Here is a 21248-nt window from a genome sequence, read left to right on the forward strand (position 1 = left end):
TCCTTGTTGTTGTTTGGAATGCCGCACCGTGCGCAGGCGGATTGGGCAAGGCAGGGCGAGAGTAGGAAGGCGCCGGAGCAGGGTAAATACACCCGTGGGGGTAGAGCCCCGTCGGGCAACAGGCGGCCGTGTTCCCTGCGGGAACAGTGCTGAGGAAGGTGGGTAGGCGCGGATCAGCGCGGCAAGGGCAGCAGGCCGCTGGCGGAGTGGCGGAGGAACAGGTCGCAGAGTTGCAGCTCGGAGCGCACGCCGAGGCGCGTATAGAGGTTGCGCCGATGCACCTTGACGGTTGCCTGGCTGATGTTCAGCTGGCGAGCGATCAGCTTGCTGGAGTTGCCCTGCAACATCAGCCGGGCTATTTCCTGCTCGCGCGGCGTCAGCAGGCCGTCGGCGAAGGACGCCAAGGCCCGCGACAGACTGTCGTCGTCCGGCGGCTGGACGAGGTTATCGCAGTTCTGTGCAAAGCCGCCCAACAGGTGCTGCAGCAGCGGGTAAAGGTTGCGCAGGGCGCGCAGCTCGGCGGTGCTGGCCAGGTTGCGCTGGCGCCGGCCGATGGACATCACCAGCACGGTGTTGTCGCAGTCGTTGAAGAGAATGTCGATCTCATCGTCCAGGTGCAGTTCGCGGTAGTAGTGCTTGTAGTAATCGCTGCCGTGCAACTGGCTGGTGCGCTGGTTGACGCGCAGGATGCCGCTGCTCATGCCCTGGCGGATCGAGTTCGATACCGGGTCCAGGCGATACATGCCGTCGAGGTAGCGCTCGATGTATTCGGCATGGTGCTGGTCCGGGTAGTCCTCGTAGAGAATGCGCGGGCAGCCGTCGCCGCTGTACGCCTTGATGATCACATTGTCATGGGCGAGGACGGGTTGCAGGCTGTGCGAGAGCAGCACGGGGAAGTCCGGATGGCCCTTGTGCTCCAGCAACCGCGCAAGGTTCTGGTTCCAGTCGGCGCTGGCCTGGGTTGCCAGCAGGTTGCTCAGTTGCATCGGCGTGTTCTCTGCATTCGATCTTGTTCTTTTTCAGGGGAGTTGCTGCAATATGGGTGCCATTCGGCCGCCGATAGCCATGCCGGCTTCGCTGGTCGCTCACCGCTCCGGAGTAATCGATGACCGATCAGCTTTCTCTCATCCGCGAAACCTTCCCCGTCGGCCCCTTGCAGTGCAACTGCACCATCATCGGCGATCCGCTGACGAAGAAGGCCATTGTCGTCGACCCGGGCGGCGACCACGAACTCATCCTGCAGCGTCTCGACGCGCTGGGGCTGAAAGTGGTCAGCATCATCCACACCCACGCGCACCTGGACCACTTCCTCGCCTCCGGGCAGATGAAGGAGAAGACCGGCGCGACCCTGCACCTGCACAAGGACGACCAGTTCCTCTGGGACAACCTGGAAATGCAGTGTCGCATGTTCGGCGTGCCCTACAAGCCGGTGCCTGCGCCGGACCAGTGGTTGGCCGATGACGAGGAGCTGGCCTGCGGCTGTGGCGTGGCGCTGCACACGCCGGGACACACGCCGGGTTCGATGAGCTTCTGGTTCCCCAGGGACAAGCTGCTGATCGCCGGCGACACCCTGTTCCGCCGCAGCATCGGCCGCACCGACCTGTGGGGCGGCGACTACGCCACCATCGAGCGCTCGATCCGCGATCGCCTGTATTCGCTGGACGAAGAGGCGACCGTGGTCACGGGGCACGGTCCGGACACCTGCCTGGGTGACGAGATGCGCGAGAATCCCTTCATCCGTGCTTAAGGTTGCTACGGAATTATTTGCACGACCTAAGCTCTAATCTGCCGCCCGCTAATGGGTGTTTCGCTATTTCGAGGAGTCATCCGACATGTTCACCGCACGTAGTCTGTCCATGGTTGCGGCTGCCACCGCCTTTGCTCTCATGGCCGGTTGCGCCTCCCAGAATCCCTATGATCCCAATACCCAGGTTCCTGCCGAGGGCGGCGTGAGCAAGACCGCCAAGTATGGTGGCCTGGGCGCACTGGCGGGTGCCGTCGCTGGCGCCGCGATCAACCACAACAACCGCGGCAAGGGCGCGCTGATCGGCGCCGCCGCCGTGGGCGCCGCGGCTGCGGGCTATGGCTACTACGCCGACAAGCAGGAAGCCAAGCTGCGCCAGCAGATGCAGGGCACCGGTGTGCAGGTCGAGCGCCAGGGTGACGATATCAAGCTGATCATGCCGGGCAACATCACCTTCGCCACCGACTCGGCGAACATCGCGCCGTCCTTCTACACCCCGCTGAACAACCTGGCCAACTCCTTCAAGGAGTTCAACCAGAACAGCATCGAGATCGTCGGCTACACCGACAGCACCGGCAGCCGCCAGCACAACATGGACCTGTCCCAGCGTCGTGCGCAGTCGGTGGCCAGCTACCTGACCTCGCAGGGAGTCGATGCTTCCCGCGTCAGCACCCGTGGCATGGGGCCGGACCAGCCGGTTGCTTCCAACGCCGACGTCAACGGCCGCGCGCAGAACCGCCGCGTGGAAGTGAACCTGAAGGCGCTGCCGGGCGCGCAGACCCAGCAGTACCAGCAGTAAGCGCTGCCCATGAAAAAGCCCGCCGATTGGCGGGCTTTTTTGTGCCTGGCGGGAAGGGCGTAGGAGCGGACTCCGTCCGCGATCGGTTTCCGGCGCGATGCGGGGCCTATCGCGGACGGAGTCCGCTCCTACAAGATCCGTCAGGCCTTGGCGGGGAATTCGCGGTGCAACTGGGCCAGCAACTGGTCCTTGCGCTCCCACAACTGGTTCACCCACAGCTGGAATTCGGCGCGGTAACCCTCGTCCTGGTCATAGCTCTTGCCGATGAACTGGCGTGGGATTTCCAGCTCCTCGAAACGCACTACCACCGAGCGCAGCTTGCCCGAGAGCAGGCACCAGAAGGTCGGGCGACCATCGGGGTAGTGAATGGTGACATTCACCAGGGTGCGCAGTTGCTCGCCCATGGCGTCGAGAACGAAGGCGATGCCGCCGGCCTTGGGCTTGAGCAGGTGCTGGAAGGGCGAGGCCTGCTCGTCATGCTTCTCCTGGGTGAAACGCGTGCCTTCGAGGAAGTTGAAGATCGCCACCGGAATACGGCTGAACTTGGCGCACGCCTTGCGCGTGGTTTCCAGGTCCTTGCCTTTCTTTTCCGGGTGCTTGGCCAGGTACGCCTTGGTGTAGCGCTTCATGAAGGGGAAATCGAGCGCCCACCAGCACAGGCCGATCACCGGAACCCAGATCAGCTCCTGCTTGAGGAAGAAGCGCAGCAACGGGAGGCGGCGATTGAGCTGGTACTGCAGGACCAGGATGTCCACCCAGCTCTGGTGATTGCTGGTGACCAGGTAGGAGTGGTCGTAGTGCAGCCCCTGCAGGCCTTCGACGTTCCAGCGCGTCTTGCCCACCAGGTTCATCCAGCCCTTGTTGCAGGTGATCCAGCTTTCGGCGATCACGCTCATGACTTTGCTCAGCAGCAACTGGGCGGCGTTGAACGGCAGCAGCAACTTGATGATCGACATGCCCAGCAGCGGGATACACCAGCACAGCGTGCTGACCACCAGGATCAGGGTGGCGAGGATGCCGCGCAGAGTGTGCGGGAGGAAACTCAACATCGAGGAATGGTCCTTGTACGTAGGCGCCCGGTCGGCCGGGCGCGTGATGCGTTCGTGGGCACATCCCTCGTGCCTTGGGTTATCAGCCGTCCTTGCCGCTGTCCGCCTGGATCGCCGTCAGTGCGATGGTGTAGACGATGTCGTCCACCAGCGCGCCGCGCGACAGGTCGTTCACCGGTTTGCGCAAGCCCTGCAGCATCGGCCCGATGCTGACGCAGTCGGCACTGCGCTGGACCGCCTTGTAGGTGGTGTTCCCGGTGTTCAGATCGGGGAACACGTACACGTTGGCGCGTCCGGCCACCAGGCTGTCGGGCGCCTTCTGGCGGCCCACGCTGGCGATGGCGGCGGCATCATACTGCAAGGGACCGTCAATCAACAGATCGGGGCGTTTTTCCCGCGCGATGCGCGTAGCTTCGCGGACTTTCTCGACATCTGCGCCGGTTCCCGAGTCGCCGGTGGAGTAGCTGATCATCGCCACCCGCGGAGTGATGCCGAAAGCCTGCGCCGAGGCGGCACTCTGCAGGGCGATCTCTGCCAGGTCACTGGCCGAAGGATCGGGATTCACCGCGCAGTCGCCGTAGACCACCACCTGGTCGGGCAGCAGCATGAAGAACACCGAGGACACCAGGTTGTAGCCGGGAGCGGTCTTGATCAGCTGCAGCGCCGGGCGGATGGTGTTGGCGGTGGTGTGGATGGCGCCGGACACCAGCCCGTCCACCTCGTCCAGGGCGAGCATCATGGTGCCCAGCACCACGTTGTCTTCCAGCTGCTGCTCGGCCATCGGCGCATTCAGGCTCTTGCCCTTGCGCAGCTCGACCATCGGCTCGACGTAGCGGCTGCGCACCAGGTCCGGGTCGACGATCTCCAGGTCCTCGGGCAACACGATGCCCAGCATCTGCGCCACGGCCTGTACGTCATCGGGTTTGGCCAGCAGCACGCAGCGGGCGATGCCGCGGGCGTGGCAGATGGCGGCAGCCTGCACGGTGCGCGGCTCGCTGCCTTCGGGCAGGACGATGCGCTTGCCGGCGCGGTTGGCGCGACGGGTCAACTGGTAGCGGAACACCGGTGGCGACAGGCGCAGCTCGTGGGGCGCGCCGCAGCGGTCCCTGAGCCATTCGAAATCGATGTGCTCGGCGACGAACTCGGTCACACGCTCGGCGCGCTCGCGGTCGTCCACCGGGATTTCCTTGTTCATCCGCGACAGGTCGCCGGCGGTGTCGAAGGAGCCGGTCTTCACCGTCAGTACCGGCAGGCCGCTCTGCAGGGCGCTGCGGCACAGCTCCATGATCCGCGCGTCCGGCGCCAGGCCCGAGCACAGCAGCAGCCCGGCCAGCGGTACGCCGTTCATGGCGGCGAGGCAGGCGGCGAGGATGATGTCGTCACGGTCGCCCGGCACCACCACCAGCACGCCCGGCTTGAGCAGGTGCACGGTGTTGGGCGCCGAGGGAGCGCAGAGGATGATCTTCTGCACGCGGCGTTGTTCGTAGTCGCCGGCGTTGAGCACGCTGGCGTCCAGCAGGTCGGCCACGTCGCGGGTGCGCGGGGCGTTCATTTCATCCTGCCAGGGAATGCAGCCGAGCAGGCGCACGTCACCGTCGCGCAGCAACGGGGAGTGTTCCTTCAGGCGCTCACCGAACAGCCGCGCGGCTTCCACGGCGTCGCGGGGCATATCGTCGCTCTCGCCGCCGCGTACCTTGTTCACGATCAGGCCGGCCAGGTGCGGGTCGCGCGGGCCGCCGAACAGCTGGGCGAGGATCTCGATGCGGTCGGACAGTTCGCTCACTGTCTCGTTGTCCGGCGCGGAAACCAGGATCACCTCGGCATCCACGCTGCGCGCCAGGTGGCCGTTGATGCGCGCGGCGTAGCTGGCGTGCTTGGTCGGCACCATGCCTTCGACGATCATCACGTCCTTGTCGACGGCGACGCTGTTGTACATGCCGACGATGTCTTCGAGCAGCTCGTCGAGCAGGCCGTCACCGAGCATGCGCTCGACCTTCGACAGCGACAGCGGGGTGGGAGCGTTGAGGCCGTGGGTACGGGCGACCAGTTCGCTGGAGCGCTCCGGACCGTCGTCCCCGGCATGGGGCTGGGCAATCGGCTTGAAGAAGCCGACTTTCAGGCCGGCGCGTTGCAGGGCGCGAATCAGCCCCAGGCTGGTAGACGTCAGACCGACACCGAAACCGGTCGGTGCGAGGAAGAAGGTGTGCATCCGGGCTCCTTAAGCCGTGCGGGGGTGGGAGGCGCCCTTGTGGGGCGCAACCCATGGATCTTCAGTCGAGTACGGCCAGGGTGTCGAGAGCGATCTGGCGTTCCTCGTTGGTGGGGATCACCAGTACGCGGGGATGGCCGGGCAGGTGGATCGGCCCGCCGACGCCGCGCACGCAGCGGGCGTTGGCTTCGCCGTCGAGTTCGAGGTTGAGCACGTGCAGGTGCTTGACCGTGAGGTTGCGTACCAGCGCGGAGTTTTCGCCGATGCCGCCGGTGAAGATGATGCCGTCCAGGCGCGGTAGCGCACAGGTCAGCGAGGCCAGGGATTTGGCCAAGCGGTAACAGAATACTTCGATGGCCAGTGCCGCATTGGCGTGGCCCTGCTCGCGGGCATGCTCCAGGGTGCGCATGTCGTTGGACAGCCCCGACAGGCCGAGCAGGCCACTGTCGTGGTTGAGCATGTGGTCGATCTTCTCCAGGCTCCAGCCCAGGGTGCGCGCCAGATGACTGTGCAGGTTCGGATCGACGTCGCCGCTGCGCGTGCCCATCATCAGACCTTCCAGCGGAGTCAGGCCCATGCTGGTGTCGCGACTCTGGCCGTTGGCGATGGCGCAGGTGGAGCTGCCATTGCCCAGGTGCGCCGACAGCCAGTAACTGTCGCCCACCGCCAGCCCGCTCATCTCGGCTGCCTTGTGGCTGACGTAGCGGTGGCTGGTGCCGTGGAAGCCGTAGCGGCGCACGTGCTGCTCGCGGTACAGCGGCTCGGGGATGGCGTAGCGGAAGGCGCGCTCGGGCAGGCTCTGGTGGAAGGCCGTGTCGAACACGGCGATGTGCGGCAGGTTCGGGTAGAGCGCCATGGCGGCGTCGATCCCGACCAGGTTGGCCGGGTTGTGCAGCGGCGCCAGCGGTGAGGTTTCGCGGATGGCGCCGAGCACTTCGTCGGTCAGGCGCGAGGCCTGGGTGAAGCGTTCGCCGCCATGTACCACGCGGTGGCCGATGGCGTGCAGCTCGCCTTGCGCAGCCTGGGCCACCAGTGGCAGCAGGCGGGCGAGGGCGGCCTTGTGGTCGCCACCAGGCAACTCCAGGGTCTGCGGCTGCTCGTCGGTCTCGCCCTGCCAGCGCAGGCTGGCGCCATTGGACCCGAGGCGCTCGGCCAGGCCATGGAGGATGAAGTCTTCGCGTCCCTCTCGAACCAGAGCGAACTTGATCGAAGAACTGCCGCAGTTGATCACCAGGATATTGCGAGCCGGCATGCCTACTCCTTGCTGCTGTCGGATTGCCTGGCGCACCAGCCGCAGGGGAACCAGCGGCCGATCTGCGCCTTGCGTTGCTGCGGGTCCAGCACCCAGGGCCGCGACTGCCAGGGCGGCTGGTGGCGCAGATGCTGGGTATGGCCGCAGGACAAGACTGCCACCCAGTGGCCGTCTTCGTCCTGATGAAAGTCAAGCAGGCGCGGCGCGACCGCGTCATCCCGTCCGTCTGTCTTCGGGTCGCATTCGGGGGCGGCGCCGCGTAAACTTACGCGCTCATCTTCAATATCAGATAGGTTTCGAACCATGCAGATCGCGGCCAACAAGGCGGTTTCCATCGACTATACCCTGACCAACGACGCGGGTGAGGTCATCGACAGCTCCGCCGGCGGCGCTCCGCTGGTCTACCTGCACGGTGCCCACAACATCATTGGCGGCCTGGAAAAGGCTCTGGAAGGCAAGCAGGTCGGTGACGAGCTGGACGTGACCGTCGAGCCGGCAGACGCCTACGGCGAATACAGCGCCGAACTGGTCGCCACCCTGACCCGTGAAATGTTCGAGGGTGTGGACGAGCTGGAAGTCGGCATGCAGTTCCACGCTTCCGCTCCGGACGGCGGCATGCAGATCGTCACCATCCGCGATATCGAAGGCGACGACGTGATCGTCGACGGCAACCACCCGCTGGCCGGCCAGCGCCTGAACTTCAAGGTGAAAGTGATCGACATCCGCGACGCTTCCGCCGAAGAAGTCGCCCATGGCCACATCCACGGCGAAGGTGGTCATCACCACTGATCGCTGCCATCCGGTCGCTCATCGGGATCGGGTGGAGCCATCATTGAGCTGCTAAGCTCAATCGGGAAAGGCGCCTTCGGGCGCCTTTCTCATGCAACCTGATCGACTGCAACAAGGCCAGGGCATTTTTCCCGCATCGACTGGGATTGCGCAGCACGACGGACACGTTGTCCGCCCCTGCGCGGGCACTTCGTGCCTACTTCTTCAAGGAGCAAGCAATGAGCGCTTTTCACGATCTGACGCTGCATGGTCTCGATGGCCAGGATCTGCCGCTGGCCCCACTCAAGGGCAAGGTCGTGCTGGTGGTCAACGTCGCCTCGAAATGCGGCCTGACCCCGCAGTACGCCGCTCTGGAGAACCTCTACCAGCAATACAAGGATCAAGGGTTCGTGGTACTGGGCCTGCCGTGCAACCAGTTCGCCGGGCAGGAGCCGGGCAGCGAAGCCGAGATCCAGTCGTTCTGTGCACTGAACTACGGGGTCAGCTTCCCCATGTCGGGCAAGCTCGAGGTCAACGGCTCCGAGCGCCACCCGCTGTACCGTCTGCTGGCGGGCGAGGGCGCCGAGTTCCCCGGCGACATCACCTGGAACTTCGAGAAATTCCTCCTCGGCCCGGATGGCCGCGTGCTGGCCCGCTTCAGCCCGCGCACCACGCCGGATGATCCGGCGCTGATCCAGGCCATCGAGAAGGCGCTGGGCGCCTGATCCTCCCCGGCGGGAGAGGGCGCATGCGCCAATCCCGCCGGCATTTCTTCCCTTTCCTTGTTCTGCGCCGTGCGCGGCGGCTTAATCGGACGACCTGAACCGGGAGTCCGCCATGAGCCGTTTTGCCACCGAGTCGTCCTGCCTGCCCGCGACCCCCGATGCCCTGCGTGCGTTGATCGAGCAGCGTCGCTCGGTACGTCGTTTCCTCGACGAGCCGGTCCCCGATGCAGTACTGCGCGACTGCCTGGAACAGGCGGTACTCGCGCCCAACGCCTGCAATCTGCAGCCGTGGAGCTTCCAGGTGATCCGCAACGCCGAGCTGCGCCGCCGACTGGTGCCGGTCTGCCTGGGGCAGAACGCGGCGCGCAGCGCACCGGTGCTGATTGCGGTGCTGGCGCGGCCGGATACCTGGCGTGAGTCCTGCGCGGCGATCCTCGAGCAATGGCCCGAGCCGCAGGTGCCGGAGAAGGTGCGCGACTTCTATCGACGCACCGCGCCTTTCCAGTACAACCAGGGGGCGCTCGGCCTGCGCGGGCTGTTCAAGCGCGTGCTGTATTCGCTGGTCGGATTGCGCCGTGCGCTGATGCGCCAACCCAACAGCCATGCCGAGATGCGTCTGTGGGCGGTGAAGTCCACCGCGCTGGCGGCGCAGAACCTGATGCTTGCCGTGCAGAGCCACGGCTACGCCAGTTGCCCCATGGAGGGCTTCGACGAAGTGCGCCTGCGCAAGGTGCTGCAGATTCCCCGGCGCGCGGTGCCGATCATGCTGCTGGCGGTGGGGCGGGCTGCCGACAATGGCGTCTACAACCCGCGCCTGCGTTTCCCTTTGGAGCAGCGCGTCAGCTGGCACTGAGCGCATCAGGGCGCGTCAGTACGCCCATGCGCCCGCCGCCGAAGGACCAGTCGTCCGCCTCGCTGGTGGTGATCTGCACCATCACATCCTCGCTGGCGATTCCCAGGCGTTCGCCCAGCAGCGCGTTCAGTCGGCGATAGAACGCCTGCTTGGTCTGCGCATCGCGGGGGCGGCCGATGGTGATGGCGATGAGGACGAAGTCGTCGCTGCGTGGACCGCCCAGGTAGCCGCGGTTGTAGATGAATTCTTCCGCCTCGTGCTGGTGGATCATCACGAACTGGTCCCCCTCCGGCACATTGAAGGCCTCGTGCATGGCGTCGTAGACGGTGTTGGCGAGTTCGCGCAGGTAGCCGGGTTGTTTGCCCTTGTGCAGGGAGATGCGGACGGTAGGCATGGCGCCGTTCCTCGGTGGGTGATTGACGAGTTCAGGCTAGCCCGGCAAGTTGATTCGGAATATCGGGAAATACTTGATCGATAGTTCGATTAATCAGGATGGTTGCCATGGCCCGCATCAACTTCGATCTGGACGTGCTGCGCACCTTCGTCGCCGGCATCGAGCTGGGCAGCTTCGCCCGCGCGGCGGACCGCCTCGGGCGCTCCACGTCGGCGGTCAGCGCACAGTTGAAGAAACTGGAAGAGCAGGCCGGCACACCGGTATTGCGCCGCGAAGGGCGCGGTATGGCGCTGACCGAAGCGGGCGAGACGTTGCTGGCTTACGCGCGTCGGCTGCTGGAGCTGAACGACGAAGCGGCCAGCGCCTTGCGCGGTGGTTCGCTGGAGGGGCGGGTACGCCTCGGCCTGCAGGAAGACTTCGGCGAGACGCTGTTGCCCGCCGTGCTGGCGCGCTTTGCCCGCGCCCATCCCAAGGTCCGCATCGAGGTCCGCACGGCGCGCAATCAGCAACTCCTCGAAGGCGTGCGCAACGGCGAGCTGGACCTGGCGCTGGCCTGGGAAACCGGCGAGCGCACGCCACACATGGAGCGCATAGGCACGGTGGCGCAATGCTGGATCGGCGCGCCGGACACTGGTTTGCCCGTCAGCGCAGAACCCTTGCCGCTGGTGATGCTGGAAGCGCCATGCCTGCTGCGCAGTGCGGCAACGGCGGCGCTCGACCGTGCCGGCATCGCCTGGCGCGTGGCGTTCACCAGCGCCGGATTGTCCGGCATCTGGGCTGCGGTCGGCGCCGGGCTGGGGGTTGGCCTGCGTACGCCGATCGGTTTGCCGGCCAGCGTCGAGCGGCTGGATGCCGGGCGCGCCGGGCTGCCGCTGATGGCGCCGCTGGGCCTGTGCCTGCACCGCAGTGAAGCCGAGCCGGAAGCGCTGGTGGCGCGCCTGAAAGAGCTGCTGCAGGAGGGCGTGGCGGAGCTGCTGGAAAGCCCGTCGGTTCGTTGATTCGTTTCTGAGGGAAAATCACCGCGATCAATGGTGCTGGCAAAAGCGAGACGACCGGTCATATTCTTGCCGCCATGAACAGCATCCGACTCGACAAGCGTGACCTGATCCTCGCCAAGGGCTCCCTGGCGATGACCCGCAGCGGCTACCACGGCACCGGCGTGCAGGACATCGTCCAGGCCGCCGGCATCCCCAAAGGCTCCTTCTATCACTACTTCGAGAGCAAGGAAGACTTCGCCCTGCAGGCCCTGGAGCACCTCTACGCCCCGCGCCTGGCGCGCTACGCCGAAGCGCTGGGGAATCCCGCGCTGGGGCCGCGGGCGCGCATCCTTACCTATTACCGCGAGTTGCTGGCGCACTTCGCCCGCCAGGAAAAGCTCGAATACCACTGCTTCATCGGCAGCCTGAGCTTCGAAATGGCCGAGCTGTCGCCGCCGATCGCCGAGCGCGTCGATGGCATTCTCCAGCAGTCCATCGACACCCTGCGCGACTGCCTGGCCGACGCCCAGCGCGCCGGGGAGTTGCCCACCTCGGAGAACGTCGAGCAACTGGCCGAGTTCATCGGCAATGCCTGGCAGGGCGTGCTGGCACGCATGAAAGTCAGCGCATCGCTCAAGCCGGTGGAACGCTTTATCGAGCGCCTGGAGCACTTGCTGCAGGCCTGATCTGCCTGAGTCATCACTCAATTTTCCAGCCCAACTCAAAAACGAGACGACCGGTCGCCTGGCCGTCATGGAGACTTCAATGACTGCATCCGTAGATACCCTGTTCTCGCCCTTCCGCCTGGGCGATCTGGAACTGCCCACGCGCATCGTGATGGCGCCGATGACCCGTAACTTCACGCCGGGCGGCGTACCGCACGCGCAGGTCGTCGAGTACTACCGCCGCCGTGCCGCTGCCGGCGTCGGCCTGATCGTTACCGAAGGCACCACCGTCAACCACAAAGCCGCCAACGGCTACCCGAACGTGCCGCGCTTCCATGGTGAAGACGCCCTGGCCGGCTGGAAGCAGGTGGTCGACGCCGTGCACGCCGAAGGCGGCAAGATCGTTCCGCAGCTGTGGCACGTCGGCGCCGTGCGCCGCCTGGGCACCGAGCCGGATGCCAGCGTTCCGGGCTACGGCCCCAGCGGCAAGGAAAAGGACGGCACCGTGCTGGTCCACGAGATGACCAAGGAAGATATCCAGGACGTCATCGCCGCCTTCGCCCAGGCTGCCCGCGACGCCAAGGCCATCGGCATGGATGGCGTGGAAATCCACGGCGCCCACGGCTACCTGATCGACCAGTTCTTCTGGGACGGCAGCAACAAGCGCACCGACGAGTACGGCGGCAGCCTGGCCAACCGTTCGCGCTTTGCCATCGAGCTGATCCAGGCCGTGCGCGCGGCCGTCGGCCCCGACTACCCGATCATCTTCCGCTTCTCCCAGTGGAAGCAGCAGGACTACAGCGCTCGCCTGGTGCAGACGCCCGAGGAGCTGGAAGCCTTCCTCAAGCCGCTGTCGGATGCCGGCGTGGACATCTTCCACTGCTCCACCCGCCGCTTCTGGATTCCGGAATTCGACGGCTCCGACCTCAACCTCGCCGGCTGGACCCGCCAGCTCACCGGCAAGCCGACCATCACCGTCGGCAACGTTGGCCTGGACGGCAGCGAGTTCCTGGCGTTCTTCGGCAACACCGAAGAAGTCGCCCAGCCGTCGGGCATCGACGGCTTGCTGGAGCGTCTGAACAAGGAAGAGTTCGACCTGGTCGCCGTCGGCCGTGCCCTGCTGGTCGACCCGGACTGGGCGGTGAAAGTGCGTGACGGTCGCCTGGAGGACATCAAGCCCTTCAGCCGTGATGCGCTGATGTCGCTGGCCTGATTCGCCCGCGCCTGATGCAGGAAAGCCCCTGGCACCGTTGGTGTCAGGGGCTTTCGCATTTCTGTAGGAGCGAGCTTGCTCGCGAACAGGCCCCGTTGTGGACTCGGTTCGCGAGCAAGCTCGCTCCTACAAGTGGTGCCCTTCTTATGATCGGTTATTGATTGCCTGAATGGTCTGAAAGCACCGTCCCAGGCGTTTACAAATCTTTTCCGAGACCCACCTTTCCGTATGCTGACTTCCCAGTCCGAAACGGGCAGAGTATGAACGCGTTCACACAACAATAGGCCGGGAGACGGCCATAGGAGTAAGTCATGCGGATCGGCTTGGTAGTCGATGCAACCTGCGACCTTCCCCCCGAATTCCTTGCTGCCCACAATATTCGCGTTCTGCCCATCGGTATCCGGGTGGGTGAGCGGCGTATCGTCGATGACCGCGATCCCGACACCACCCTCAAGTTCTATTCCCAGGACCTGCCCAAGGTCGGCCCCGAGGACGGCAGCGAACCGCTGACGCCGGCGCAGACCCACGACTGGTTCCTGGAAAAGCTGGTTACCGATTTCGACTACGTGATCTGCCTGACCGTCAGCAGCCAGCGCAGCCCGATCTTCGACAACGCCACCCAGGCCTCCTTCAGCCTCCTGCAGAGCTACAAGGAGCGCCGGGCCGCCGCCGGTATCGCCGGGCCCTTCGCGCTGCGGGTGATCGACAGCCAGACCGTGTTCGCCGGCCTCGCCGTGCTGGCCGCCGAAGGCGTGCGCCTGCTCGGCGAAGATCAGCATCCCAACGCCGTGCGCACCCGCTTGGAGCAGCTCAGCCAGCAGATGAACACCTTCCTGGTCGCCAGCGACCTGGGGCACATCCGCCGCCGTGGCTTCCAGAAGGGCGACCGTAGCAGCATCGGCGATCGCCTGCGTGGCGCCTTCCTCGGCCTGGGCTCGATGCTCGACATGAAGCCGGTGCTGAGCCTGGTGCAGGGCGAAGACAAGCCCGTCTCGGTGTCGCCCAACTACGAGAAATCCGCCGAGCGCCTGCTCAACTTCGCTCGCGCGCGGGTCGAGGCGGGCGAGTTGCTGGCGCCGCAGATGAGCCTGAGTTACGCCGGCGATCCGTCCGCACTGCGTGACCTGCCGGGCTTCGCTGCGCTGGAGGCGGCCTGCCAGGCCAAGGGCGTGCAGGTACACCTGGCCATGCTCAGCCCCACCGGCGGCATCAACCTTGGCGCCGGCGCCATGAGCCTGTCCTTCGCCGCCGAGCCCAAGCCCTTCGCCTGACGGCTATTTGTGGGCTTCGGGATGTCCCAGGCCGCCGGGGTGCTTCCCCGGCAGGGCCGTGCGACAGGCTTCCTGCAGATACCCTTCGAAACGCTCGACCACCGTGTCCCACGCCTGATGGATGGCGTGGTGGCGCGCGTTGAGGCGCACCCGGCGCAGGCGTTCCGGGTCGGCCAGCAACCAGCTCGCCGCATCGAAGAAACTCTGGTTCTCGCCCGGCACGCCGAGCACGCCGTTGTGCCCGTGGCGAATATGCTGGCCGGCCGCGGCCTGGTCGAAGGCCACCACCGCCAGCCCTGAGGCCAGTGCCTCCAGCACCACATTGCCGAAGGTTTCCGACAGGCTGGGAAACAGGAACAGGTCGCCGCTGGCGTAGTGGCGGGCCAGCTCCTCGCCACGCCGCAGGCCGCAGAACAGCGCTTCGGGCAGTTCCTTCTGCAAGTGCGCGCGTTGCGGGCCGTCGCCGACTATCACCAGGCGCAGCTTGAGCTGCGGATGTGCTGCGCACAGGGCGCGGAAGCTGCTGCCCAGCAGCGACAGGTTCTTCTCCGCCGCCAGCCGGCCGACGTGCAGCACCGCGATGTCGCGCTCGCCCAGGCCCCATTCGCGGCGCAGCGCTTCATCGCGGCGGGCGGGGTTGAAAAGTTGGCTGTCGACGCCGCGCGCAAGCTGCGCCAGGCGCTCGAAGCCGCGCCGTTGCAACTCCATGGACTGGCTGGCGCTGGGCACCAGGGTCTGCTGGGTGCGGTTGTGGAACCAGCGCAGGTACAGGGTCACCAGGCGCATCAGCGGGCCGAAGCCGTAGTGCGCGCTGTACTGCTGGAAATTGGTATGGAAGCCGCTGATCACCGGAATTCGCAGGCGCCGCGCAGCGCGCAGGGCGGCAAGCCCGAGCGGGCCTTCGGTGGCGATGTAGAGCACGTCCGGGCGGATGCGCTGCCAGTGGCGCAACAGCTTGTGCAGGCACGATTGGCCCCATTGCAGGCCAGGGTAGCCGGGCAGCGGCCAGCCACGGGTGAGGACCAGTTCGGCGTCGCTGTGACGGTCATCGTCGCCCTGCTGGCGCGGGCGAACTATCTGGATCTGGTGCCCGAGGCGCAACAGCCCCGAGGCCAGGCGCCCGAGGGTGTTGGCAACGCCGTTGATTTCCGGCGGAAAGGTTTCGCTGATCAGCGCAATGCGCAGGGGAGTCGTGGTCATGCTCGCAGTGTCCCGGCGCGCGGTGGCGCGCCGATGACAAAGCGATGATCGATAGGTGACAGCCGCCGTGCGTTACTTCACCAGTGCTTTCTCGCCGCCTTCGCGTACCCAGAACAGCACCGCTCCAGCCACGGCGGCGGGCATGGCGACCAGGTTGACCACCGGGATCAGCAGCGCGAGGTAGGTGATGCCGCCAAAGCCCATGCAGGCCCAGCGCTTGCTGCGCAGCCAGGCGAGCATCTCGTTCCAGCCCAGCTTGTGGTTGTCGGCCGGGTAGTCGATGTACTGCACGGCCATCATCCACACGCCGAAAATCAGCCACAGCGGTGCGGCGATCAGGTTCAGGCCGGGGATCAGGCTGAGGATGAACAGCGCGATGGCGCGCGGCAGGAAGTAGCCGAGCTTGCGCAACTCGCGGCCGATGGTGCGCGGCACCATGGCCATCAGCTCGCCCCAGCTGAACTCGGGGAAGTCGTCGGTGCCGCGCACCACGACTTCGACCTTCTCTGCGAGGAAGCCGTTGAAGGGCGCGGCGATGATGTTAGCGAGCATGGTGAAGGTGAAGAACACGATCAGCAGCACCAGCGCGACGAACAGCGGCCAGAGGATGAACTGCAGGAAGCTCAGCCACTCCGGCAGGGTCGGCATCAGCCAATCGACCCAGTGGCTGAACTGGTTGATGGCGAAGCCGATCAGGCCGACGAACAGCAGGATGTTGATGCTCAGGGGCAGCAGGACGAACAGCCGCAGGCCGGGGCGCATCATCAGTTTCAGGCCTTCGCTGAGGTATTGCGGGCCGCTCAGGGTGGACATCGGCATCTCCAGGGTTGAACCGTAGGCGACCTTAGCAGACCCGGCAAAGGCGCGGCGAGCCGTCTGTTTTGCCGGGTATGTGGAGCGCAGCCTGGCAATCAGCCAGGCGTATAGCGGTAACAGCGGTTGCGCTCCTGCTTGGCCTGGTACATGGCGATGTCGGCGGCGCGGGTCAGGGCGTCGGCAGCGGCGGCATCCTGCGGGTAGAAGGCGATGCCGATGCTCGGGGTGACGAAGTCGATCAACTGGCCGCCCAGGTGATAGGCAGTTCCCAGTACCGACAGCAGGCGTGCGCCAAGGGCCTCGGCCTGCTCCGGCTCGGCGTTGTTCAGCAGCACGGCGAATTCGTCGCCGCCCAGGCGGAAGGCCTGGTCCGGTTGGCGCAGGCTGCTGCGCATGCGCTCGCCGACGGTACCGAGCAAGGCGTCGCCGATGGCATGGCCGAAGCGGTCATTGACCTGCTTGAAGCGGTCCAGGTCGATGTACAGCAGTGCCACGCGGCTGCAATGCGCCACGGCGTGCTGCAGTTGTTCGTTGAATGCCTTGCGGTTGCCCAGGCCGGTCAGGGCGTCGCGGTAGGCCAGGTCGATGAGCTGTTTCTGATAGGCCACCTGGTCGCTGATGTCGCGCAGGATGCCGCGCAATCCCTGGAGTTCGCCCTGGGCGTCACGGATCGCCGAGAGGCGCGTCTCGCAATTGACGAGGTGGCCATCGCCGTGCCTGAACGGCGCCGAGAAGGTGGTTTCCTGCTCATCGTTGCGCACCTTGTCGTAGAGGCCCTGGGCACGATGGTAGTCCTCCTCCTGCAGCAGGATGCTGAAGTGCCGGCCGTTGAGTTCCGCGCTGGCGCGGCCGAGCATTCGGCACAGCGCCGGGTTGACGGTGCCGATGCGGCCCGTCGTATCCATCTCGAAGTAGCCATCGCGGATCGCGTCGAGGATTGCCCGGTCGCGCGCCTCGCTTTGTTCTAGGCGGTCCAGGGTGCGGTTCATCTCACTGGCCAGTTGGCCCAGCTCGTCCGTGCCCTGGGGGCTCAGGCGCGAAGCGGTCCGGTCCTGGCCGATCACCGCTACTTCGCGATTCATCCGGGTGACGCGGCGGATGATGCGGAATTCCAGGGCCACATAGGCGAGCAGGATGGCGCCGCCGAGCAGGGCCAGGGTCAGGTAGAGGAACAGGCGCACCGATTGCTGGCCCTGCTGGTACAGCGGTCGGGGACTGCTCAGTTCCAGGCGCAGTTGCGGCCGGCCGCGGGAGTCGAGATAGAGCAGCGACATCTGCTGGCTGTTCTCGTCGAGCAGGTGTCGCGGGCTGAGCAGCGTGGCGCCGCGCCCGGTGGGGATGTTCAGGGTGCGCCAGTCCTTGCCCTGCACCGGGTCCTGGGCCAGGCGCAGGCTCGCGCCCATCTGCGTCTGCAGGTTGTACATGCGCGCGCTGTCGAGCAGTACGCCGGCGATGACCACCCCGGCCGGTTCGGCGGTGCCTGCGGTATTGCTGATGGGGTAGCTGAGCAGCAACTGCGGCACGCCTTCGATCTGCAGCAGTTGATCGAGGCTGTGGCGCGGGTCGCCATCGATATCCAGGGCACCCAGCTCCAGTGCGGTGCGCAGGATGCCGTCGCGCAGGCGCTTGGTGTCGGGCACCTGCTGGCCGGGGAAGCGCGCGGCCAGCTCGTCGAGCTTCCATTGCTGGGCGACGATGTGCCCGTCGCGGTCGACGAACAGGACATAGTCGAAGCCGAGGATGCCCAGCAGGTCCTGGTCGAGATTGTCCTCGATGAAGCGCGCCTGCGGCAGGCGCATGAACTGGTAGCTGGCGTCCCACCAGGCGTAGCTGTGGACGATGTCGAGGTTGCGCTGTTTCTCGTAGGCGACGCGGTTGTGGACGATGCGCACCTCATCGGCGAGGTGCTGGCGGTCCCCGCGGTCGAAGCGGTCGAGCAGAATCATGTCCGACAGCAGCCAGACCCCTGCGAGGCTCGCGATGAACAGGGGCAGGCACAACCAAAGCAGGCGGGCGCGAAGGTTCATGGTGGTACGAGTGACCTCTGGTTTGCTTGAGTCTAGACACAGGTGCAGTGCGTGCCTGTTGCATAGGGCCAGCCTATGAAGGGCATTGAGATTGGGCATTTCAGCAGGACGCGGCGGCGGCGGTAAGCTGCGCGCCATCTGGTATCGAACGAGTTCGAGGGTCGATCCGGGGCTCCCTGACTTGGCTCAGGGGGCGCAGGACGACTGCGGAAATCCCTGACTTATCTCAAGGGTTTTCCGGAGTTCTGCGGGACAATGCGAAGCGTGACTCAGGTCACACCGCATTGCCCACAGTCTCCGGGCCGTGCGGTCCGCGCAAGAAACCTTTCCGTGGAGCTGCCGCCCTCCCAACCTTCCCCCTGGTGCTTTGGCAGCTCCCTTTTCTTTTGCATCCCGCTCTTCACCCGAGCACTGGAGGCTGTCATGTCCGATCGTCACGCGCGCGTCATCATTCTGGGTTCGGGGCCTGCGGGTTACAGCGCCGCGGTCTACGCCGCCCGCGCCAACCTCAAGCCGCTGCTGATCACCGGCATGCAGGCCGGCGGCCAACTGACCACCACCACCGAAGTGGATAACTGGCCGGGCGACCCCCATGGCCTGACCGGCCCGGCGCTGATGCAGCGCATGCAGGAGCACGCCGAGCGATTCGAGACTGAAATTGTCTTCGACCACATCCACGCCGTCGACCTGGCCGGCAAGCCGTTCGTGCTCAAGGGCGACAGCGGCACCTACACGGCGGATGCGCTGATCATCGCCACCGGCGCCAGCGCGCGTTATCTGGGCCTGCCGTCGGAAGAGGCGTTCATGGGCAAGGGCGTGTCCGCCTGCGCCACCTGCGATGGCTTCTTCTACCGCAACCGCGAAGTCGCGGTGGTGGGCGGTGGCAACACCGCCGTGGAAGAGGCGCTGTACCTGGCCAATATCGCCAGCAAGGTGACCCTGGTGCACCGCCGCGACAGCTTCCGTTCCGAGAAGATCTTGCAGGACAAGCTGCGAGCCCGCGTCGCCGAAGGCAAGATTGAGCTGCGCCTGAACGCCCAGGTGGAAGAAGTGCTGGGCGATGACATGGGCGTCACTGGTGTGCGCCTGCGCCACAACGCTGGCGAAGCGTCCGAGCTGAAGGTGGACGGCCTGTTCGTCGCCATCGGCCACACACCGAACACCTCGTTGTTCGAGGGCCAGCTTGAATTGAAGGACGGCTACCTGGTGGTCAACGGCGGTCGCGAAGGCAATGCCACGGCGACCAGCATCCCCGGCGTGTTCGCCGCCGGCGACGTGGCTGACCATGTCTACCGCCAGGCCATCACCTCGGCCGGCGCCGGCTGCATGGCCGCGCTGGACGTCGAGCGCTACCTGGACTCCCTGTAACGGCCCGAAGAGCCGGCGTGCAGGAAGGGGCCCCGCTTTGCGGGGCCTTTTTCTGTCCGGTGCTTTTCGTAGGAGCGAGCTTGCTCGCGAACCGCTTGGCACCGTGCCTTGCAGGTTCGCTGATAGCGGCATCGGCGGATAATCCGTTCCGGGTTATGCGCCCTGCGTATTGCCGGACTCTGGCCTTGACGGCGGTTCGCGCGCATGGCGCGCTCCTGCGGGTTTGGTGTTTCGTTCGGGGTTTCCACCCGCGCCGAGGCCAGGCAGAACCACGCAGGTAGGATGGGTGGAGCTTGCGATACCCATGCTGTCGGTGCATCGGAATCGATGGGTATCGCTGCGCTCCACGCCATCCTACGACAGCGTTTTCCGGGGAGCGGTGGCAGGGTGCGGTTCCCGAGCAAGCTTGCTCCTACAGATACCAGGAAGTGAGTTGCGAGGCTTTGCCGGCGTCCGAACCGCGTTCCTATGAACTAGTGCCGCAATTTTGCGTGCGACGTTTCCGTATCATCCCAAACCGCGTCGGTAGGGCTAACGGCTGCTGGGTCGACTCAGTACCTTGGCGGACGGTGCTGAACACACCCAGTAGGCGGTCTGCCGCCACCCGACAATGCGGTTGTTCTTGCTGCTGTAGCAATTGCTATGGCCGGGTGGCGCGCAGCCATAAAACACCCGAAAGGGGAAATCTGCGGGCGGTCCTACTGCCGTGTTCAAGCACCTGGTCGCCCCTCTGAACAGGGGGCGGAGCATGAACGAATGAGTAGGTATTTCGAATGCACAAACAGACCCAGTCCCAGGCCTTTGGGATTTCATCAAGGCGTGTCCAACATGAGGTCCGCCATGGATAACGAGATCCTCATCCCCGCCACCTTCATCCGTCATCGCCGTCAGTTGCGCGCCTTCCTGCTCGACGATGAGCCCTGGTTCTGCGTCAGTGACCTAGGCCGCCTCATCAACCGCCCGCTCAACGAGCGCCTGCACAACAGCCTCGACGCCGACCAGTTGCAAACCTCTTGGGTGCGCAACGGCCATGGCGAATATGAAGAGGCATTGCTGGTCAGCGAGTCCGGCGCTTATGCGGCGTTGATCTTCCACTTTCATCCGGAAAACCGCTCTGTTCGGCACTGGCTCAATCGCCAGGTGGTGCCGGCGTTGCGCAGCGCGGAGCATCCGCAATTACGGCCGCGCGAACGGCAGTTGAGTTGGGCGGATCAGCACCTGGGCGTGCTGGAGTGGCACGGGCGGTTGTGGGTCCCGTTCGATGATGTGCCGGTGATTGGGCGGTTGGACTAGTTGCAAGGGCATCGCGAGCAAAACTCGCCCAATCAAGAGCCCCTAACCCTCTCCCGCACGCGGGAGAGGGGAGCATTGGGTGCAAGAGGGGGTTTTCGGGAAAGCCCGGCGCGAGGCGGGCATATCGCGGACGAAGTCCGCTCCTACGCGGAGGCAACCCGCCGGAGTTTCCCGGGACGGGTGAACTTGGCCGCGGTGCATTCGCGGACAAGGTCCGCTCCTTCCAACTGTTCGCCCAAGAAAAAGCCCCGCATCGGCGGGGCTTTTTCATCGAGCAGGAAACCTCAGCCGCGGCGCGACAGGGGTTGGCGCTCGAAGTTGACGCCGGCCAGGCCGGTGCTCTGCAGGGCGCGGATGTTGGCGTGGTCGGTGCCTTCGGGGTTGTCACGCACGGCGCGGTAGTGCTCGCCGAACGCCAGCAGCGACTCTTCCTGGCTCAGGCCTTCGAGAATGGCGAAGCCCAGGGTCTTGCAGGAACCTTCGTTCTGTCCGGCGGGGTTCTCCACGCTGCCGTTGCTGAAGGCGCTGGGGGTGTAGCTGTAGTGCTCGGCGATGTACGCCAGGGTATCGGTGAACAGGTGCTGCTCGCTGCGCAGGCGCGAGCGGAAATCGTTGAGGGTCATCA

21 protein-coding genes are annotated in these 21248 nt (G+C 65.5%); 11 read left to right on the top strand and 10 right to left on the bottom strand.

Annotation, left to right across the window (positions count from 1 at the left end):
• Positions 1 to 173: 173 nt before the first annotated feature.
• On the bottom strand, positions 174 to 986 hold the full coding sequence (locus L6D89_RS08625) for a helix-turn-helix transcriptional regulator (RefSeq protein ID WP_236199378.1): 813 nt from the start codon (positions 984 to 986) through the stop codon (positions 174 to 176).
• Between the two features lie 119 nt (positions 987 to 1105).
• Here L6D89_RS08625 and L6D89_RS08630 point away from each other — a divergent pair, with 119 nt between their 5' ends.
• Together L6D89_RS08630 and L6D89_RS08635 are read left to right on the top strand one after the other, a co-directional pair.
• Positions 1106 to 1747, top strand: coding sequence for an MBL fold metallo-hydrolase (locus L6D89_RS08630; RefSeq protein WP_236199379.1), 642 nt, complete (start codon positions 1106 to 1108; stop codon positions 1745 to 1747).
• An 85-nt stretch (positions 1748 to 1832) separates the two neighbouring features.
• The gene (locus tag L6D89_RS08635; protein ID WP_236172871.1) at positions 1833 to 2543 is read left to right on the top strand and encodes a YiaD family glycine zipper/OmpA-like lipoprotein; all 711 of its coding nucleotides are present in this window, start codon (positions 1833 to 1835) and stop codon (positions 2541 to 2543) included.
• Between the two features lie 140 nt (positions 2544 to 2683).
• Here the strand turns inward: L6D89_RS08635 and L6D89_RS08640 are convergent, their stop codons facing one another.
• The 4 genes from L6D89_RS08640 to L6D89_RS08655 all read right to left on the bottom strand — a co-directional run bounded on the left by L6D89_RS08640 (position 2684) and on the right by L6D89_RS08655 (position 7388).
• A complete protein-coding gene (locus L6D89_RS08640) occupies positions 2684 to 3592 on the bottom strand; it encodes an acyltransferase (protein ID WP_236199380.1) in 909 nt (302 codons plus the stop codon).
• An 82-nt stretch (positions 3593 to 3674) separates the two neighbouring features.
• On the bottom strand, positions 3675 to 5801 hold the full coding sequence (pta, locus tag L6D89_RS08645) for a phosphate acetyltransferase (protein WP_236172869.1): 2127 nt from the start codon (positions 5799 to 5801) through the stop codon (positions 3675 to 3677).
• 61 nt (positions 5802 to 5862) lie between these two features.
• Positions 5863 to 7053 (bottom strand): acetate kinase, encoded by a 1191-nt coding sequence (locus tag L6D89_RS08650; protein WP_236172868.1) that lies wholly within the window; start codon positions 7051 to 7053, stop codon positions 5863 to 5865.
• A 2-nt stretch (positions 7054 to 7055) separates the two neighbouring features.
• The gene (locus L6D89_RS08655; protein WP_236199381.1) at positions 7056 to 7388 is read right to left on the bottom strand and encodes a DUF3565 domain-containing protein; all 333 of its coding nucleotides are present in this window, start codon (positions 7386 to 7388) and stop codon (positions 7056 to 7058) included.
• Here L6D89_RS08655 and L6D89_RS08660 point away from each other — a divergent pair.
• The 3 genes from L6D89_RS08660 (at position 7357) to L6D89_RS08670 (ending at position 9399) form a co-directional block, all read left to right on the top strand.
• On the top strand, positions 7357 to 7842 hold the full coding sequence (locus L6D89_RS08660; protein ID WP_236199382.1) for an FKBP-type peptidyl-prolyl cis-trans isomerase: 486 nt from the start codon (positions 7357 to 7359) through the stop codon (positions 7840 to 7842). The genes L6D89_RS08655 and L6D89_RS08660 overlap by 32 nt on opposite strands.
• Positions 7843 to 8060: 218 nt before the next feature.
• On the top strand, positions 8061 to 8546 hold the full coding sequence (locus tag L6D89_RS08665) for a glutathione peroxidase (RefSeq protein ID WP_236172865.1): 486 nt from the start codon (positions 8061 to 8063) through the stop codon (positions 8544 to 8546).
• Positions 8547 to 8658: 112 nt separating this feature from the next.
• A complete protein-coding gene (locus tag L6D89_RS08670; protein ID WP_236199383.1) occupies positions 8659 to 9399 on the top strand; it encodes a nitroreductase family protein in 741 nt (246 codons plus the stop codon).
• On the opposite strand, the gene L6D89_RS08675 is transcribed toward L6D89_RS08670, so the two are convergent.
• The gene (locus L6D89_RS08675; protein WP_236199384.1) at positions 9386 to 9793 is read right to left on the bottom strand and encodes a tautomerase family protein; all 408 of its coding nucleotides are present in this window, start codon (positions 9791 to 9793) and stop codon (positions 9386 to 9388) included. The two genes, L6D89_RS08670 and L6D89_RS08675, sit on opposite strands and share 14 nt — an antisense overlap.
• A gap of 107 nt (positions 9794 to 9900) precedes the next feature.
• Between L6D89_RS08675 and L6D89_RS08680 the strand changes: the two genes are divergently transcribed.
• The 4 genes from L6D89_RS08680 (at position 9901) to L6D89_RS08695 (ending at position 13919) form a co-directional block, all read left to right on the top strand.
• Entirely contained in the window at positions 9901 to 10791 is an 891-nt protein-coding gene (locus tag L6D89_RS08680; protein ID WP_236199385.1) for a LysR substrate-binding domain-containing protein, read from the top strand.
• A gap of 74 nt (positions 10792 to 10865) precedes the next feature.
• On the top strand, positions 10866 to 11456 hold the full coding sequence (locus L6D89_RS08685; RefSeq protein WP_236199386.1) for a TetR/AcrR family transcriptional regulator: 591 nt from the start codon (positions 10866 to 10868) through the stop codon (positions 11454 to 11456).
• A gap of 79 nt (positions 11457 to 11535) precedes the next feature.
• Positions 11536 to 12648: an NADH:flavin oxidoreductase gene (locus L6D89_RS08690; RefSeq protein ID WP_236199387.1), complete on the top strand. Its 1113-nt coding sequence runs from the start codon at positions 11536 to 11538 to the stop codon at positions 12646 to 12648.
• 311 nt (positions 12649 to 12959) lie between these two features.
• The gene (locus L6D89_RS08695; protein ID WP_045210882.1) at positions 12960 to 13919 is read left to right on the top strand and encodes a DegV family protein; all 960 of its coding nucleotides are present in this window, start codon (positions 12960 to 12962) and stop codon (positions 13917 to 13919) included.
• 3 nt (positions 13920 to 13922) lie between these two features.
• Here the strand turns inward: L6D89_RS08695 and L6D89_RS08700 are convergent, their stop codons facing one another.
• The 3 genes from L6D89_RS08700 to L6D89_RS08710 form a co-directional block, all read right to left on the bottom strand.
• Positions 13923 to 15119: a glycosyltransferase family 4 protein gene (locus tag L6D89_RS08700; RefSeq protein ID WP_236199388.1), complete on the bottom strand. Its 1197-nt coding sequence runs from the start codon at positions 15117 to 15119 to the stop codon at positions 13923 to 13925.
• A 72-nt stretch (positions 15120 to 15191) separates the two neighbouring features.
• A complete protein-coding gene (cysZ, locus tag L6D89_RS08705) occupies positions 15192 to 15932 on the bottom strand; it encodes a sulfate transporter CysZ (RefSeq protein ID WP_236172858.1) in 741 nt (246 codons plus the stop codon).
• Between the two features lie 98 nt (positions 15933 to 16030).
• Positions 16031 to 17962 (bottom strand): sensor domain-containing diguanylate cyclase, encoded by a 1932-nt coding sequence (locus L6D89_RS08710; protein WP_236199389.1) that lies wholly within the window; start codon positions 17960 to 17962, stop codon positions 16031 to 16033.
• A 423-nt stretch (positions 17963 to 18385) separates the two neighbouring features.
• Between L6D89_RS08710 and trxB the strand changes: the two genes are divergently transcribed.
• Positions 18386 to 19330, top strand: a complete 945-nt coding sequence (gene trxB / locus L6D89_RS08715; RefSeq protein ID WP_236199390.1) for a thioredoxin-disulfide reductase — start codon at positions 18386 to 18388, stop codon at positions 19328 to 19330.
• A gap of 840 nt (positions 19331 to 20170) precedes the next feature.
• A complete protein-coding gene (locus L6D89_RS08720) occupies positions 20171 to 20623 on the top strand; it encodes a BRO-N domain-containing protein (protein ID WP_236199391.1) in 453 nt (150 codons plus the stop codon).
• A gap of 284 nt (positions 20624 to 20907) precedes the next feature.
• Here the strand turns inward: L6D89_RS08720 and L6D89_RS08725 are convergent, their stop codons facing one another.
• Entirely contained in the window at positions 20908 to 21246 is a 339-nt protein-coding gene (locus L6D89_RS08725; RefSeq protein WP_236172854.1) for a HopJ type III effector protein, read from the bottom strand.
• Between the last annotated feature and the right edge of the window lie 2 nt (positions 21247 to 21248).

Origin of the sequence: Pseudomonas pseudonitroreducens, assembly GCF_021603645.1 — a bacterium.
GTDB classification, from domain to species: domain Bacteria; phylum Pseudomonadota; class Gammaproteobacteria; order Pseudomonadales; family Pseudomonadaceae; genus Pseudomonas; species Pseudomonas pseudonitroreducens.

What these genes read in the sequence shown, in the direction of transcription:
- L6D89_RS08685 (WP_236199386.1), top strand. Translation starts at nt 10,866, where the DNA reads ATGAACAGCATCCGACTCGACAAGCGTGACCTGATCCTCGCCAAGGGC.
- L6D89_RS08625 (WP_236199378.1), bottom strand. Translation starts at nt 986, where the DNA reads ATGCAACTGAGCAACCTGCTGGCAACCCAGGCCAGCGCCGACTGGAAC.
- L6D89_RS08630 (WP_236199379.1), top strand. Translation starts at nt 1,106, where the DNA reads ATGACCGATCAGCTTTCTCTCATCCGCGAAACCTTCCCCGTCGGCCCC.
- L6D89_RS08670 (WP_236199383.1), top strand. Translation starts at nt 8,659, where the DNA reads ATGAGCCGTTTTGCCACCGAGTCGTCCTGCCTGCCCGCGACCCCCGAT.
- cysZ (WP_236172858.1), bottom strand. Translation starts at nt 15,932, where the DNA reads ATGTCCACCCTGAGCGGCCCGCAATACCTCAGCGAAGGCCTGAAACTG.
- L6D89_RS08680 (WP_236199385.1), top strand. Translation starts at nt 9,901, where the DNA reads ATGGCCCGCATCAACTTCGATCTGGACGTGCTGCGCACCTTCGTCGCC.
- L6D89_RS08700 (WP_236199388.1), bottom strand. Translation starts at nt 15,119, where the DNA reads ATGACCACGACTCCCCTGCGCATTGCGCTGATCAGCGAAACCTTTCCG.
- pta (WP_236172869.1), bottom strand. Translation starts at nt 5,801, where the DNA reads ATGCACACCTTCTTCCTCGCACCGACCGGTTTCGGTGTCGGTCTGACG.
- L6D89_RS08635 (WP_236172871.1), top strand. Translation starts at nt 1,833, where the DNA reads ATGTTCACCGCACGTAGTCTGTCCATGGTTGCGGCTGCCACCGCCTTT.
- L6D89_RS08665 (WP_236172865.1), top strand. Translation starts at nt 8,061, where the DNA reads ATGAGCGCTTTTCACGATCTGACGCTGCATGGTCTCGATGGCCAGGAT.
- L6D89_RS08720 (WP_236199391.1), top strand. Translation starts at nt 20,171, where the DNA reads ATGGATAACGAGATCCTCATCCCCGCCACCTTCATCCGTCATCGCCGT.
- L6D89_RS08690 (WP_236199387.1), top strand. Translation starts at nt 11,536, where the DNA reads ATGACTGCATCCGTAGATACCCTGTTCTCGCCCTTCCGCCTGGGCGAT.
- L6D89_RS08675 (WP_236199384.1), bottom strand. Translation starts at nt 9,793, where the DNA reads ATGCCTACCGTCCGCATCTCCCTGCACAAGGGCAAACAACCCGGCTAC.
- L6D89_RS08725 (WP_236172854.1), bottom strand. Translation starts at nt 21,246, where the DNA reads ATGACCCTCAACGATTTCCGCTCGCGCCTGCGCAGCGAGCAGCACCTG.
- trxB (WP_236199390.1), top strand. Translation starts at nt 18,386, where the DNA reads ATGTCCGATCGTCACGCGCGCGTCATCATTCTGGGTTCGGGGCCTGCG.
- L6D89_RS08710 (WP_236199389.1), bottom strand. Translation starts at nt 17,962, where the DNA reads ATGAACCTTCGCGCCCGCCTGCTTTGGTTGTGCCTGCCCCTGTTCATC.
- L6D89_RS08695 (WP_045210882.1), top strand. Translation starts at nt 12,960, where the DNA reads ATGCGGATCGGCTTGGTAGTCGATGCAACCTGCGACCTTCCCCCCGAA.
- L6D89_RS08640 (WP_236199380.1), bottom strand. Translation starts at nt 3,592, where the DNA reads ATGTTGAGTTTCCTCCCGCACACTCTGCGCGGCATCCTCGCCACCCTG.
- L6D89_RS08660 (WP_236199382.1), top strand. Translation starts at nt 7,357, where the DNA reads ATGCAGATCGCGGCCAACAAGGCGGTTTCCATCGACTATACCCTGACC.
- L6D89_RS08655 (WP_236199381.1), bottom strand. Translation starts at nt 7,388, where the DNA reads ATGGAAACCGCCTTGTTGGCCGCGATCTGCATGGTTCGAAACCTATCT.
- L6D89_RS08650 (WP_236172868.1), bottom strand. Translation starts at nt 7,053, where the DNA reads ATGCCGGCTCGCAATATCCTGGTGATCAACTGCGGCAGTTCTTCGATC.